This window comes from Nonomuraea sp. NPDC049400, assembly GCF_044466425.1.
Classification (GTDB): Bacteria; Actinomycetota; Actinomycetes; order Streptosporangiales; family Streptosporangiaceae; genus Nonomuraea.
Genome location: NZ_JBITMP010000052.1, coordinates 1 through 13,034 on the forward strand (window position 1 = coordinate 1; position 13,034 = coordinate 13,034).

At 66.8% G+C, this 13,034-nt stretch carries 22 protein-coding genes; 6 read left to right on the forward strand and 16 right to left on the reverse strand.

Translation table 11 applies throughout. The features are described 5' to 3' along the window. Positions 1–29: 29 nt before the first annotated feature. Positions 30–302 carry a hypothetical protein gene (locus ACIBVN_RS48440; RefSeq protein ID WP_397147555.1) on the reverse strand — a complete coding sequence of 91 codons (273 nt, stop codon included), beginning with the start codon at positions 300–302 and terminating at the stop codon, positions 30–32. A gap of 357 nt (positions 303–659) precedes the next feature. On the opposite strand from ACIBVN_RS48440, the gene ACIBVN_RS48445 reads away from it, so the two are divergent. Next, positions 660–839: a hypothetical protein gene (locus tag ACIBVN_RS48445; protein WP_397147557.1), complete on the forward strand. Its 180-nt coding sequence runs from the start codon at positions 660–662 to the stop codon at positions 837–839. An 11-nt stretch (positions 840–850) separates the two neighbouring features. Here ACIBVN_RS48445 and ACIBVN_RS48450 read toward each other — a convergent pair whose 3' ends face one another. The 6 genes from ACIBVN_RS48450 to ACIBVN_RS48475 form a co-directional block, all read right to left on the reverse strand. Beyond that, positions 851–2,392 carry a hypothetical protein gene (locus ACIBVN_RS48450; RefSeq protein ID WP_397147559.1) on the reverse strand — a complete coding sequence of 514 codons (1,542 nt, stop codon included), beginning with the start codon at positions 2,390–2,392 and terminating at the stop codon, positions 851–853. Then, complete coding sequence (locus ACIBVN_RS48455) at positions 2,389–2,541, reverse strand: hypothetical protein (protein ID WP_397147561.1); 153 nt, start codon at positions 2,539–2,541, stop codon at positions 2,389–2,391. The genes ACIBVN_RS48450 and ACIBVN_RS48455 overlap by 4 nt, the downstream gene beginning before the upstream one ends. 209 nt (positions 2,542–2,750) lie before the next feature. Then, entirely contained in the window at positions 2,751–2,921 is a 171-nt protein-coding gene (locus ACIBVN_RS48460) for a hypothetical protein (RefSeq protein ID WP_397147563.1), read from the reverse strand. A gap of 134 nt (positions 2,922–3,055) precedes the next feature. Further along, a complete protein-coding gene (locus tag ACIBVN_RS48465; protein WP_397147565.1) occupies positions 3,056–3,259 on the reverse strand; it encodes a hypothetical protein in 204 nt (67 codons plus the stop codon). A gap of 169 nt (positions 3,260–3,428) precedes the next feature. After that, positions 3,429–3,635 carry a hypothetical protein gene (locus ACIBVN_RS48470; RefSeq protein ID WP_397147566.1) on the reverse strand — a complete coding sequence of 69 codons (207 nt, stop codon included), beginning with the start codon at positions 3,633–3,635 and terminating at the stop codon, positions 3,429–3,431. Positions 3,636–3,733: 98 nt separating this feature from the next. Continuing rightward, positions 3,734–3,913: a helix-turn-helix domain-containing protein gene (locus ACIBVN_RS48475; protein ID WP_397147568.1), complete on the reverse strand. Its 180-nt coding sequence runs from the start codon at positions 3,911–3,913 to the stop codon at positions 3,734–3,736. Between the two features lie 214 nt (positions 3,914–4,127). On the opposite strand from ACIBVN_RS48475, the gene ACIBVN_RS48480 reads away from it, so the two are divergent. Continuing rightward, the gene (locus tag ACIBVN_RS48480; protein ID WP_397147570.1) at positions 4,128–4,910 is read left to right on the forward strand and encodes a GntR family transcriptional regulator; all 783 of its coding nucleotides are present in this window, start codon (positions 4,128–4,130) and stop codon (positions 4,908–4,910) included. Positions 4,911–4,919: 9 nt separating this feature from the next. Here the strand turns inward: ACIBVN_RS48480 and ACIBVN_RS48485 are convergent, their stop codons facing one another. The 3 genes from ACIBVN_RS48485 to ACIBVN_RS48495 form a co-directional block, all read right to left on the reverse strand. Further along, positions 4,920–5,171, reverse strand: coding sequence for a hypothetical protein (locus tag ACIBVN_RS48485; RefSeq protein WP_397147572.1), 252 nt, complete (start codon positions 5,169–5,171; stop codon positions 4,920–4,922). 13 nt (positions 5,172–5,184) lie between these two features. Continuing rightward, positions 5,185–5,433 (reverse strand): hypothetical protein, encoded by a 249-nt coding sequence (locus ACIBVN_RS48490; protein WP_397147574.1) that lies wholly within the window; start codon positions 5,431–5,433, stop codon positions 5,185–5,187. Positions 5,434–5,575: 142 nt separating this feature from the next. Continuing rightward, positions 5,576–5,818 (reverse strand): hypothetical protein, encoded by a 243-nt coding sequence (locus ACIBVN_RS48495; protein ID WP_397147576.1) that lies wholly within the window; start codon positions 5,816–5,818, stop codon positions 5,576–5,578. Positions 5,819–5,938: 120 nt separating this feature from the next. On the opposite strand from ACIBVN_RS48495, the gene ACIBVN_RS48500 reads away from it, so the two are divergent. After that, on the forward strand, positions 5,939–6,373 hold the full coding sequence (locus tag ACIBVN_RS48500) for a GntR family transcriptional regulator (RefSeq protein WP_397147578.1): 435 nt from the start codon (positions 5,939–5,941) through the stop codon (positions 6,371–6,373). A gap of 22 nt (positions 6,374–6,395) precedes the next feature. Here ACIBVN_RS48500 and ACIBVN_RS48505 read toward each other — a convergent pair whose 3' ends face one another. Beyond that, entirely contained in the window at positions 6,396–7,394 is a 999-nt protein-coding gene (locus ACIBVN_RS48505; RefSeq protein ID WP_397147580.1) for a tyrosine-type recombinase/integrase, read from the reverse strand. Between the two features lie 84 nt (positions 7,395–7,478). Between ACIBVN_RS48505 and ACIBVN_RS48510 the strand changes: the two genes are divergently transcribed. Next, entirely contained in the window at positions 7,479–7,880 is a 402-nt protein-coding gene (locus ACIBVN_RS48510) for a GntR family transcriptional regulator (RefSeq protein WP_397147582.1), read from the forward strand. 264 nt (positions 7,881–8,144) lie between these two features. Here the strand turns inward: ACIBVN_RS48510 and ACIBVN_RS48515 are convergent, their stop codons facing one another. Then, positions 8,145–9,131: a tyrosine-type recombinase/integrase gene (locus ACIBVN_RS48515; RefSeq protein ID WP_397147584.1), complete on the reverse strand. Its 987-nt coding sequence runs from the start codon at positions 9,129–9,131 to the stop codon at positions 8,145–8,147. Between the two features lie 249 nt (positions 9,132–9,380). Here ACIBVN_RS48515 and ACIBVN_RS48520 point away from each other — a divergent pair, with 249 nt between their 5' ends. Continuing rightward, complete coding sequence (locus tag ACIBVN_RS48520; protein ID WP_397147586.1) at positions 9,381–10,616, forward strand: S1C family serine protease; 1,236 nt, start codon at positions 9,381–9,383, stop codon at positions 10,614–10,616. Positions 10,617–10,704: 88 nt separating this feature from the next. On the opposite strand, the gene ACIBVN_RS48525 is transcribed toward ACIBVN_RS48520, so the two are convergent. From ACIBVN_RS48525 to ACIBVN_RS48535, 3 genes are read right to left on the reverse strand one after another with little or no spacing between them, the layout of a single operon-like run. Beyond that, the gene (locus ACIBVN_RS48525; protein WP_397147588.1) at positions 10,705–11,154 is read right to left on the reverse strand and encodes an SRPBCC domain-containing protein; all 450 of its coding nucleotides are present in this window, start codon (positions 11,152–11,154) and stop codon (positions 10,705–10,707) included. Next, positions 11,132–11,476, reverse strand: a complete 345-nt coding sequence (locus ACIBVN_RS48530) for an ArsR/SmtB family transcription factor (RefSeq protein WP_397147590.1) — start codon at positions 11,474–11,476, stop codon at positions 11,132–11,134. The genes ACIBVN_RS48525 and ACIBVN_RS48530 overlap by 23 nt, the downstream gene beginning before the upstream one ends. Then, on the reverse strand, positions 11,473–11,826 hold the full coding sequence (locus ACIBVN_RS48535) for a VOC family protein (protein WP_397147592.1): 354 nt from the start codon (positions 11,824–11,826) through the stop codon (positions 11,473–11,475). The genes ACIBVN_RS48530 and ACIBVN_RS48535 overlap by 4 nt, the downstream gene beginning before the upstream one ends. Before the next feature lie 106 nt (positions 11,827–11,932). Between ACIBVN_RS48535 and ACIBVN_RS48540 the strand changes: the two genes are divergently transcribed. Then, positions 11,933–12,601 carry a permease prefix domain 1-containing protein gene (locus ACIBVN_RS48540; RefSeq protein ID WP_397147594.1) on the forward strand — a complete coding sequence of 223 codons (669 nt, stop codon included), beginning with the start codon at positions 11,933–11,935 and terminating at the stop codon, positions 12,599–12,601. Here the strand turns inward: ACIBVN_RS48540 and ACIBVN_RS48545 are convergent. Next, on the reverse strand, positions 12,573–12,929 hold the full coding sequence (locus ACIBVN_RS48545; RefSeq protein WP_397147596.1) for a PadR family transcriptional regulator: 357 nt from the start codon (positions 12,927–12,929) through the stop codon (positions 12,573–12,575). The genes ACIBVN_RS48540 and ACIBVN_RS48545 overlap by 29 nt on opposite strands. Between the last annotated feature and the right edge of the window lie 105 nt (positions 12,930–13,034).

Here is a 13,034-nt window from a genome sequence, read left to right on the forward strand (position 1 = left end):
CCTCGGTGGGCAGGTTGAGCTTGAACAGGTCAGGCGCTGGCACGGCTTCTACCCCCTCTCTGGGTCATCAGGTGTGCGTGGTGCTGGTCGTTGAGGCCGCGGGCGAACGCCGCGAGTTGCTCGGCCAAGGCGAGTCCCTGCTCGTGCGCCTTCGCCGCGTCCCGGCGGCTCAGGTGCTTGAGTTCGGCTGCCGCCCACCAGGCCGCCCACCAGAACCGCATGACGCCGTTCTTCTCGCGTCCGATGCGGTTCTCGTGGAAGTCGCGGCGGGCCTGCGGGCCGGTCTGGCGCTTCTCGGACAACGACTCTCCTTGGTCACAGATGGTGAACTTGACTTGTGGGGTTACACTCGCGCGCGTGTTACGGAGGCGTGCGCGTTACGTAACACTGGGCGCGTAGAGCGCCCCAATCGCGGTCCTCTCTCTCAGAGGGCGACGCTGCGGCTTCGGGCCAGCCGACAACACGTTCCGTGACGAGAATGGGTTCTCACTGACGGTTCGTTGAGAGACGATGCGCTCATGCGACCGCGACGGATAGCCGCATGGATCCGCCGAGTCTTCCGCCGCAGGGCGGACTCGCTGACACGCCAGTTCCACGATCTCGAGGTGCCGCCTCACGGCTGGGATGCTCCTCTCGCCCGCCGGCGTCTGCATGCAGCCATGTCGCTTCTCGCGAAGGCCGCCAAGGACGTGTACGCGGAAGCTCGGGAGCGAGGCGACGACGACATGATCAGGCGCGTCGATGCTCTGCACGAGGAGTTGACCTACGAGGTGCTTCGCATCCGCGCCAAGATTCAAAACCATGCGGACGTTCGCGGGTACGGCGACGAACTGAGCTAGGAGAGCATGCATCACGCCGACACCTCCGCCCGGCCTGAAGCGTCCGTGTCGGCGACCGATCGCGTCGGTGCGTTGACCGTCCCATCGGACTCGAATGTGTAGCCCTGAGCCGTCATCCGCTCCTGCACTTCCTGGATGCGGCTGAAGGCCCACGTTTCGCTGAATCCGAAGCGCTTCGAGACCTCGGTTTTCGACGGCTTACGACCGACGCCGTTTCGACCACGGCACCGGACACGGATCCACTCCCGAGCCTCGCGATTGTCCTGCTCATCGGGCCTTTCACGGTCGCCGTCCTGGTCGCCGTCTCGGTCGCGGGTTCGGTCGCCGAAATCGTCGTCGTCCGCGACTGGGATCGCGACCGGATTGACGACCGTGAGGGGGGCAGCCGGAGCGGCCATTTCCGGTCGCGTGATCGGTCGCGTCTCGGTCGCGCCGAAGGCCGGGGAAGCGACCGTCGGCGCGACCGAAGTTGTCGGCGCAGGCTCCGCCATGTCGGGGACGGGACGGCCTTCCATCTGCGCGATGTAGGCGGCCATCGACGTGACCGCGGCGGACACTTCGGGGTCGCGCTGCTGCTTGAGGGTGTCGCTCCACTCGCGCATCGCCTCGGCCAGCTGGACGGCTTCGTGGTGCTTGGCGGCGCCGGTCACGAGCGGGTGGTCTGTGAGAGCCCACGGCCCTTGGGCGGTCTCGAGGAGGTTGCACAGCGACTCGGCGCCGCCCAGGGTGCCGACCTGGTCGAGGAGCGCCCACTTCATACGGTGGTCGCGGGCGAGCCCGGTGTGCTCGACGGCCTGGTCCAGGCGCTTGTCGAGCTTGGCGGCGGCCTTGCGGATCTTTCGCTCGGATGCGTTCACGGCGCGAAGCATGTGGACCTGCTTGGCGGCGAGGGCGACTCTGGTCAGCCGGCGGTGTGCGTCCACTTCGGAAGCGGTCCGGTCGGTCGCCTCGGCCAGGCCGATCCTGACGAGCAGCCGTTCGGGTGTGAGACGCCAGTGGATGCCGGACAGGCCGCGGAGCTTGCGACGCTCGAGCCGCATGCCGCGCTCCCACAGCCAGGCTGCGACCATCGGGGCGGCGAGCCGGAACACGACCTCGCCGGGGTGGGCGGCGTCCAGGCTCGCCAGGACAGCGGTCAACGCTGCGAGCGCCCACACGGCGATCCCGTCGACGCCGGCGGTGTAGTTCTCCCGCATGCTGCGGCGGGCGCGAAGTGCGGAGATGACGATGGCGCCTTCGATGAACGCGAAGAACAGGACGCGGAAGAAGCCGTCAAGGCCGAGGACGTCGCCGGCGAACTTCCACATGCCGGACGCGGACACGCCGGTGGCGATGGCTGCAATCGCCCACGTGAGGACGTCTTCGAGCTCGGTAGGGCGGCGGTTCGTGTCGCTCTCGCCGTTGGTTCTGCCGTGCAGCGCCTTGAAGGCGTAGCGGACGCCCGCGACGGCGGCCCGCGTGGTGATCCACGTGGCGACCAGTGAGCAGGCTCCGCCCACGAGCCACCACACCCATGTGGGCGGTAGGTAGTCGGTGAGATTGTCGATGCTCACGGGGTGCTCCTGGGGTTCTGCTCGTCGCCCTCATCGGGCTCGTCCTCTTCGTCGGTGGGTTGCATGGCGGCGTGCATCGCGGCGGCTTGGCGGTTGAGTTCCGCCATGATCCGGTCGAGGCGTCTGCGGCGCCGCTCCTCGGGGGTCATGACGGCGGTGTCTCGTCGTCCTCGGCCGCGTTGTCGTGCTCGCTGGCGGCCAGCGCGAGACGGCGGATGAGGTCGGCGATCACACCGTCGATGGTTTGCCTCACGCTGCTCATCGCGGTCTCCTCTGATGGTTGGAGTGCTGTCGTGCCCGCTCAGGGCTTGCTCCCTGAGATGCCGGCGGCCCATGCGGGTCCGGTCGGGCTGGTGGGCTACTTGTGCTTGCTTGCTGGGTCATCCATCAGGCGGCGGGCTTTGGCTGCAGCAGCATCGAACGCCTCGTTGTCGTCCGTGATCAAGGCTTGGAGTAGTCGGCCGATCTCTCCGGCGATGCTTCTGGCGGCGTCGTCAGTCCAGGTGCCGGGCTGCACGTTGTCGCTCATGTCGTTCTCCTCGGGGGTGTCGTTGTGAGCCCCGTCCGGGGGCGAGTCGGGTCGCGATTCGGGGATGTCCCCCGGACGGGGAGAGTGGTGGGCCCGGCCGCCGCAGACGGCGCTCGCACGGCAGCCGGGCCAGCTCATGCGATCACCGCGGGGTGAACCGAGTAGTGCAGGACGATGCCGTCGCGGCGGTGCTCGGGTACGCACTCCGTCATCACGTAGTAGAGGAGGTCGACGTGCTTCGTCCCTGCCGGGACGGTGAGCTCGTGCGAGGTCGTCCCGGCGTCCCCGTCGGCGTTCTGCGTGGTGATGACGATGAAGAGGCTGCGCTTGTCGGTCACCGCTGGCTCCCCTGAGAGCAGGAGCAGCGGCGGTCAGAGCAGGACGGGTTGGTGCAGACGCTCGTGTCGATCCGGGGGCGGTCCGCGAAGCCTCGAAGGGCGGGCTGGTGAGTCATCCTGCTGTTCACTTCGGCGGTCACGGCCTGGATCTCGGCAAGGGTGCGGGTCTTCATCGGGACGACACCGCCTGACGGGGGAGCAGGTACGCGTACAGCTGGGACGCCTCGGCCGGCAAGGGCAGGCCCGCGGCCTCCCGCAACCGGTCCGCGCTGCGCAGCTGGAGCAGGCACTCCTGATACACGTTGCCGACGATCTGGACGACCTGGGCGCGATCCGCGTCGGAGAAGGTGATGGAGTCCAGGGCGTGTGACATCATGAAGGGGCTCCTGTCTTTTGGGTGGGAGCGCGTGGAGCGGCCGGAGTCTTGGCGGATGAGGGCCGCTTTTGCGCTGTCTGGGCCGGTATTCGCAAACATCAGACCGCTACCTCGACGTCGGCAGCGGTGTCGTCCTTCAGCAGTGCGTCTACCTCGACGGGGTCGAAGCGGTAGTGGCCGCCCGGGGTCCTCTTGGCGCTGAGCTTGCCCGCCTTCCTCCAGTCGCGGACCGTTTCATCGGTAACGCCACACCGGCGCGCGACGGCCCTGGTTGACATCCAGGGCCCACGATCCATCAGGTCCGTGTGACTGGCCGTCAAAGCAAACCTCCCGAAAGCGGACATTCGTGAGTTGGTGCGGGATCCCCGGGAATACCAGGGAAAGCATCCTATGATGAACCATCCTATGATGCTTGAGAGCTGTCAAGAAGATTGGCCTAGGATGCTTAAAGAATCTTGAAATTGGCGTACGACAATTTGTTATCGTTGGCCCATGAGTCCTGAGCCGCAGACTGGTTCTGCCAGTCGTATCGCCGCAGACCTCCGCGCAGCCATCGCCGACGGGCGGTTCGGTCCTGGCGCGAAGCTGCCCACCGTGCGAGATCTCACTGAGCAGTACGGCGTGAGCCGCAACACCGCATCAAAGGCCATTGCCCAACTCGCCGCCGAGGGGCTGATCACCACCCGCTACGGCTCCGGTGCGTACGTCCGCGAGACCCACCAGGTGCGGCACGTGGGCCCGCACCGCTACGCGCGGTCACGCTGGGCCGCCACCACGACCGAGGCCCACCAGGACGAGAGCAACAATGGCGACACGATTACGCGCCAGGGCGGACAGACTCAGACAGTCAATCGGGTACCCGCCGATGAACGAGTCGCGGCAGCACTCGGTGTTGAAGTGGGAGCCGAGGTGGTCGAGCGTGACCGTTTGATGACCAGCGATGACACACCCACCCACACCATGACCAGCTACTACCGACCCGAAGACGTCGATGGCACAGCCATCGTCGACCCTCGTCCCGGGATCGCAGGGCGGGGAGGTGGGTACGCGATTCTCGCGGAGCGGGGCCTTGAGCCCCAGCGGATGGTTGAGGACCTGTTCGCCCGCATGCCGACCACCGAGGAGGCCGAACGCTTGAAGCTTCCGCCCGGCGAGCCCGTCGTGGAGGTGCATCGCATTACCCGGACGGCCGAAGGCAGGGTGGTCGAGTATGCGGAGGGCGTTCACGCGGCGTCGCGGTTCGTATGGTCCTACCCGTTCGACATCCCAGACTGACGGGTCGCGTCAGAGCTTCCGGCCGAGGAGTCGCGCACCGTAACGCAGGTGGTGGCCGATGCCTTTGCAGGCTGGGCATGGACCGAACGCACCCTTAAAGAGGGTGGAGTGCGACTCCTTCGTTCTGTGGCAGGCCTTGCATGCTCGGTACGGCTTGACGATGCATGAGCCCATATAGACGATCGCGGCGCCGACTAAGAGCGACAAGACCGCCGCGTTGCTGAGGATTGCGCCGATCAGGTTGATCAGGGCGTCGGCCACGGGGTCCTCCCGGCTATGGCTGCACTCTGCGGTTGAGCTGTGCGCGATATTCGGCCATGAGCCGCTCATTGCGGTTGCGCCTCGTCCACTGCTGCGCCAAATCCTCGATGGTGCCGCCGGCCTCCTCGATCGCTGCCTTCAACTTGCGGTCCAGCATGCGACGGTTACCGCCAGCGGCGACGGCATCCTTTATGGCGAGCCTGATGTCTTCTGGCGTGACCGTGTCCTCGTCGAGCCACGACGGGTCATGATCGTTGCTCACGGCTTGTCCTCCAGGTCGGGCACGATCTGCGGTACTGAATGCGGACGGCCAGTGCGAGGGCACGTCGTCGAGCCATCGGGGCCTGCCCAGCCGTCCGGGGTGAGCTCCAGCTCGTCAGCACACGTGAGACAAAAGGGAGCGGTCACCGTAGGTCTCCCGTCTTGAACTCAGGCCCTCGTGGTGCAGGCGTGCGGCCACGCAGACGCTCCTGGTCTATGACGAGGTGTTCCAGCTCGTCCGCGGTGTCGGCGTCGACAGCTATGCGGCACTCGGCCGGTACGCGCTCGTCGCGGCTGGTTGCCCAGACGCGGCCAATGTCGGACAGCCAGAAGATCCAATGCGGGTAGCGACTGGTCAGCATCTCGACGGCTGTCGTTGGATCCACAGGAAGAGCCATATGCGCAGGCTACTGGACTTGTTATTACAGGTAAACAGATAGCCTGAAAGCATAGGTAGACAGCTTTACAAGATCACAGGATACTTAGCTTTCGTCTACCTTGAGCGTGTGGAGATCAACCCGAGGAGCTACGTGCCCGTCTATCAGCAGCTCGCTGACGTGCTCCGAGAGAAGATCCGCGCCGGAGAACTGGCGCCCGAGACTGCGCTGCCAGCCGAAGACAAGCTGGCCCAGCAGTACCGCGTGAGCCGCCCGGCAGTGCGCCAAGCCTTGGGAGTCCTAAGGGCAGAAGCCCTCATCGTCACTCAACGAGGAGAAGGCACAAAGGTGCGCACGCAGCCACAGCGGCGGGAGATCAAGGTCGGACCCGAGACGAAGGTTTGGTTCCGGCAGCCGACGCCGGCAGAGCGGGTAGATCTCCGGATCGACGATGGCGTGGGCTTGGTTGTCGTCGAGACCGAAGGGGAGGAACCCCGCCTGCTGCCCAGTGATGAGGTCATCATCACCGGCAAGAAGACATCACGGGGGAGCGGGTCCTCCTGATGGGACTGCGGCCGGCTCGTGCTTAGAGGCCGATCCCGTACAGCGGGTTGTCCTCCCATTCGTCGATGACCTGCATGTAGCCGAGCATCTCGCGGCTGTGCTTGGTCCAGCCGCCCTGGCGGGCGATGGCCACGGCGTCGTGCTTGGCTCGGCGGCCTTCGGTGGCCATGCCAGAGCGCAGCCCATGTGCGGTCCGCTTGCCGAGGCCGGCGCGGGCGGCGAGTTCGGTGATGGCGTCACCGACACCTTCGGGGGTGATGGATGCGCCCAGGTTGCCGTGCCTGTCGATGCGGCGGAACGCGGGCCCCTCGGTGATGCCGGCCGCGGCTAGCCATGCCTTCCATGCGCGCACGGGACAGGTCTCCAAGTGCTGCCCGTATGGAACCTTGGGCCGACGCTCCTCGCCGACTTTCGACCAGCGAATATGTACCTCCAGTCCGGCGGCGACGTCGGTCACGTCGGCCACGTGCAGGTTGGAGAGCTCGCTGCGGCGGGCGCCGATGGCGAAGCCGAGCAGTGTCAGGGCGCGGTCGCGGACGCCTCGGAGGGTGTCGGGGCAGGCGTCGGACATGGCACGCAGCTCTGGCACGGTGAAGGCGCGCGCCTTGCCGTTGCCGCGGGTGCCTGGCTCTTTCATGATGCGCTTGCGAGCGACTGTAAGGGCGGTTTGGGCTGCTTCGACCGTTTCGGGGGAGAACGGGTATCCTACGGCCTTCATCGCCGCGCGTAGCCCGTTCACGCGCCTCTGGATGGTGCTGAGTGCTCTGCCCTCGTCTACGAGGTATTCGATGTAATTGACGATCGTCACGTCATCCACTGGATACGTGCCGAGTCCATAGGTGCGGCAGTAACGCTCCCAGGCATTGCAGTCGTCCCGATAGGCACGTTTCGTGTTGTCTTCGAGCTTCTCGGAGAGGAATGCGGTTTTTGCCCGTATACGCTGCTCGAGCGTTATTGGGCTGATCATCTGACGACCGGATGAGGGGATTAAAGCGCCTGATTCCTCGTTCTGGCTCCGCATAAGGCGATGCTATCGGGAGTTAGCGTCCTCATGGGTACGTAGCCATGATCCGTACGTACCCATGTCACTCCTACGCTCGCTTCCATGATCGATCCGGACTCGGGTGTGCCCGTCTACCGCCAGCTGGTGGACGCTGTCCGAGCCGCGATCGAAAGTGGCGAACTCCGCCCAGGCCAGCGGTTGATGACCGAACCTGAGTATGTGGACGTGCTCGGCATCAGCCGGGAATCGGTCCGCAAGGCCATGGCCGCTCTACGCGCGGAGGGGTTGATCGTCACGACCAAGCAGGGATCCCGCGTGCGTCCGAAAGTGGACGTGGCGGAAGTGGTTGTCGAGGGGGACACTCGGGTCAGCAGTCGCATGCCGACCCTGCAAGAGCGGCGAGCGCTCGGCATTCCCGAGGGAGTTCCGGTGTTCGTCCTTGAGAAGCCAGGAAATGATCCACAATTGCTTGCGGCCGACAGGACGACTCTCGTTGTCCGGTAGTGCCGCGCGGAACAGGGGACCTCGGCAATTGTCCTGTCGAGGTCCCCGCCCCCTCCGAGGAGGGGCCGCACCGGCCCGGACTTGCCGAGCCTCGGGAGGGACTCTCCGGGCCGGTGCGGCGATCGTGCCCCACGCCCTCGCCTAGAGAGTGCCGATCTCGGATCGTAATCGACTAACCGCCTGCTGTCACTGGGGTATGGCAGGAATTTTCGGGATTCGGGAAAGACCGAAATCTGGCGCCAGGCCAACCCCTGAGACGGCCGCCTACACCCGATCCGACGGTGAGAACCGTGCGTGCGCCGATCTCGCCCGTTCATCGCCGAGTTCTTCGGTGTAGTGCCGCAACATCGAATCCGACAGCCACCCGAGGATCCGCTTCACATCGTCCGGCGACGCCCCGGCCGCCAGCAGCTGGTGCGCGCTCGACCCTCTGAACCGGTGAGGGTGCAACCCCTTGATCCCGGCCTGCTCGCCTCGCCGCTTGACCATGCCCTGGACGCCGTCAATCCCCAACCGTGTGGGGTGTCGGGCGGCGAGCCACAACCACGGCGACTCTGCCAGATTGTGCCGGGCTCGCACACGTAGGTATCGGTCGATTGCCTGCGCCGTACGGTTGCCGATCGGTACCCACTTCTCCATCCCGCCCTTGAGCCTGATGCGGAGCCGGTGGCCTTGCAGGTCCACATCGTCGAGGCGCAATCCGGTGAGCCCGCCCACGCGCATACCGTTGTCGAACAGCACGTAGAAGATCGCTGTGTCACGGCGAGATGTGAAGTCCGAGCCCTTGCAGACCTCTATGAGAAGGCGCATCTCCTCCACGGAGACATACGTGCGTGCCTTCGTGGGTATCTTTGGCCGGTCCTTCGCTAGAACGGGGGAGACTGTGGTGCGCTCGTTCTCGTCGATGAGCCACGAGAAAAAGACGCCAAGGTAGGCGTGTGCCGACTTCGCGGTCGATAGGCCGCGCTTCTCCTGTTCGTGCACCAGGAAGGCGCGTACCTGTTCGGCGGCCACGCTTTCGGCGTCGGCCGGCTCGCCATGCTCTGCGAGGTAGGCGACGAAGCGGTCGGCGGTGCGGAGGTACATGGTGATGGTGTTCAGGCTCTTGTTCGCCGATTGGAGTGCCAGCTTCCATGACGGGATGAGGTCGGCGAGAGGGATGCCGGCCGGGATGGCGGGCGCGCGACGGCGGCCTGCGGCTCGCCGGCGGCCGGTTCCTGCGGTGATGGGGACGACGTTGGTTTCGGACATGCGGATGCCTCCGTGCTCGATCGATGGCGCCCAATCGTGTTATGCCGGACGGGACCGATTAAACGGCCAATCACCTGTGTACAAAGCTTGGGAAGATCTGTTAAGATGCCTCGGTTGCGGCGATGGCCCCCTTCACCTGCGGTGATAAGCGATCCGTGAACGGCTTCATGCGACACCGATCAACGGCTTAACCAGCTCTTACGCGAGTCTTGGCACCCTTGAGTCATCGGGATTCGAGGGAGATGACAGATGAACGCCAATGAGCCTCACGAGCAGGGCACCGGCGGGTGGAGCCAGTTCGGCAGCACCCCGCCGGCCCCCGGGGGCTTCCCCCGCAGAGACACACAGATCCTCGGACAGCCGCTTCCTCCGCCCCCGCCACCGAGGAAGCCCGGCTTCTCCTCCATGGGGCGCAAGGCCATCGCCGGCCTCGCCCTGGCGGCCACGGCCATCGGCGGCGGCGTCGTGGGGGCCGTCGTCGCCAACGCGTTCCAGCCCGAGCCGCTCGCCAGCAGCGCCACGCCGAGCCCCGTCTTCAAGTCGGCCTCCAACCAGCTCACCATCGCGCAGGTGGCCGCCAAGGTGCAGCCCAGCGTCGTGATGATCCAGGGTCAGACCGGCGAGGGCTCCGGCGTCGTGCTGTCGGAGGACGGTCTCATCCTCACCAACAACCACGTGGTCGAGGGCGCCGGCCAGGGCGGCGGGCAGATGACCGTCAAGTTCAACGACGGCAAGACCGCCAAGGCCACCGTCGTCGGCACCGACCCGGCCACCGACCTCGCCGTCATCAGGGCCGAGGGCGTGTCCGGGCTGACCAAGGCCACACTCGGCGACAGCGACATCGTCAAGGTCGGCGACCCCGTACTCGCCATCGGAAGCCCGCTCGGTCTGGACGGATCCGTCACCGCCGGCATCGTCAGCGCCCTCGACCGCACGCTCACCGTCGGCGGCGAGCAGCGCCAGCAGATCCCGCCGGGCTGGGGCATGGAGCAGCAGAGCCAGGGGAGCGGGACCACCACGATCGGCGGCGCCATCCAGACCGACGCCTCCATCAACCCCGGCAACTCCGGCGGCGCGCTGGTGAACGCCGCGGGCGAGCTGATCGGCATCAACACCGCCATCGCCTCGGACGCCGCGGGCGGCGGCGTCGGCTTCGCGATCCCGGTCAACACCGCCAAGCAGGTCTCCGAGCAGCTCATCAGCAACGGCAAGGTCAGCCACGCGTTCCTCGGCGTGAGTGTCACCGACGCGACGGGCGACGTGCCGGGCGCACTCATCCGGCAGGTCACCGACGGAAGCCCGGCGGCGAAGGCGGGACTTCAGCAGGGCGACCTGATCACCAGGATCGGCGACAAGGCGGTTGACGGGGGGGATACTGTAGTTGGGCAGGTCAGAGGTTTTAAACCGGGCCAACAGGTCAAGATCACATATATGAGGGACGGCAAAACCCACGACGTCGCCGTGACTCTCGAAGAGAAGAAATAACAGGACCCCCTCCCGGACGGGTGTGCCGTCGAGATCGCTGCGGACTCGGCGGCACACCCCCCATATTTTTGGGAGAAGCTTTAGACACCTAGAGCTCGGCGGCGATGGCGGCGATCGCGCCGAAGTGGCGCGAGCGCCAGCCGCCGCCCATGATCCGCCGCGAGAGCTGCTGCAGCTCGTCGTCGGGGTCGAAGCCCTCGTGGTCGAGGAACAGCCTGGTGCCCTTGCCTTCGGGCTCCAGCCGCCAGGTGACCGTCCAGTCGGCCCGCTTGCGGTCGCTCCAGCTGATCTTCAGCAGCTTCTCCGGCTCCAGCTCCAGCACCTCGCAGTGGACGATCCCGTCGAAGCCCACCTGCGGCTTGGGCTCCGTGGTGAACGTGAACCGGTGCCCCACCTCCGGCTTGAAGTCGTTGGGCATGAGCCAGCGCGCGACCAGCTCGGGCTCGGTGAGCGCCCGCCAGACCTTCGCGGGCGGGTGCGCGATGAACTGGTCGAGCCTGATCGCGCGCAGGTCTTCAGCCGTCTTGTCGTGGGGCATGATCGTCGTCTTCCATCTCGTCGAGCAGGGTCGTGAGGTCGGCGAGCTTCTCCCGCCAGAACCGTTCGTACGGGCTGAGCCAGTCGCGGATCTCCATGAGCGGCGCCGCCTCCAGCCGGTAGTGCCGTTCCCGCCCCTTGCGGGTCTCGGCGACCAGCCCCGCGTCCCTGAGCACCTTGAGATGCTCCGACACGCTGGGCCTGCTCATGTCGAACCGCTCGGCCAGCCGGCCGGCGGGCTGGGCGCCCTCGTCGAGCAGCAGGCGCAGCAGCTCCCGCCTGGCCGGGCTGGCCAGCGCGGTGAACACGTGGTCGGCGGTCATCCCTGGCTGACCACGAACCCGTTGCCGAACGGGTCGTGGAACAGCAGCTGCCGGCCCCACGGCTCGTCGCTCGGCCCGTCGAAGGCGATCTCGTGCTCGCGCAGCCGCGCGGCGAGCGCGTCGAGGTCGGGTGCGGCCACCACCATGCCGCCGATCGGCGCCATGTCGGGGAACCAGGAGGCCAGCAGCAACGTGGTCTCGGCCCCCTTGGGGGCGACGGTGAGCCAGCGGCCCATCGGGAAGGGGTTGTCGGTGCGTACCTCGAAGTCGAGCACGCCGGTGTAGAAGGCCAGCGCCCGCTCCTGGTCGGCGACGGGCACGGTGACGGTGAGGATCTGGGATATCGGCATGCCGTCCACTATATGTAGGATTTTTCCTACACATCAACCTGGCCCCCCGAAAAATCGGGGAATTCCCCGATGGGACCCCGAGATCGGTCTCCGTAAACTGGGTCTCATGCGTATCGACGACTACGTGGCCGAGCTCGACCGTGCCCTGGCCGGGCCCCACGGGCCGAAGCGTGACCTGGTCGTCGAGGCGCGCGACAGCCTGACCGACACCGCCGACGCGCTGGAGGCCGAGGGGCTGGACCGGGCGGAGGCGGAGCGGGCCGCGGTGGCGGAGTTCGGAGAGATCGCTGAGGTCGCCCCCGGCTACCAGTCCGAGTTGACCGCCGTGGCGGGGCGCCGCCTGGGCTTCCTGCTCTTCATCAGTGTGCCGATCACCACCCTGATGTGGTCGGTGATGTGGCGCGTCTATCCCGGCGACGCGGACGCCTGGCGGCACGCGCCCGTCTGGTTCGTGGCGGTCGCGCGGCTGCTCGACATCCTCCAGCTCTGCGTCGGGCTGTACGGCGGGCTCGCGCTGTTCGCCCTGAGCCGGGGGGCCCGGTGGATCCGCCGGCCGCGGCTGGTGACCAGGTCGCTGGGCGTGCTCGTGTGGGCCATGCTGCCGGTCACCGGGGCGCTGGGCGTGGTGCTGACCTTGGGTGCGAACGGGGCGAGCCGGCTGGACGCCCTGCCCGCGCTGCTCGCCAACATGGTGACCTCCGCCTTCTGGGGCATGCAGATCTACGGCGCCACGCGCTGCCTGCGCGTCAGCCGTTCGCGGCTCGTGCGGCGCTGACCTCGGCGGTCTCGGCGCGCAGCACGCCCCCGATCACGGTGGCGAACTCGCGCCATGCCGAGCGCTCCCCTTCGAGGTGCTTCCTGCCCGAGTCGGTCAGTCGGTAGGTGCGGCGCCTGCGCCCGCCCACCGTCGCCCACTCGCTGGACAGGTAGCCGATGCGCTCCAGCCTGCGCAGGGCCGGATAGACGGTGCCGGTGGGCACGTTGAGCGCGCCTCCGCTGCGCTCCAGCAGCGCCTCGATGATGGCGTAGCCGTGCAGCGGCTCCCGCTCCAGCACGGAGAGCAGGAGCGCGTCCATGTGCCCGCGCAACGCGTCCGGATTCATGACTTCGATCCTAGAACCCGCGCCACAGAAGCGGCCCGCCCCTCCCGGAGGGGCCCGGCCCAAGTGCGGAGGTGTGCTCGCATGTAGACAGTCTACATGTAGGCT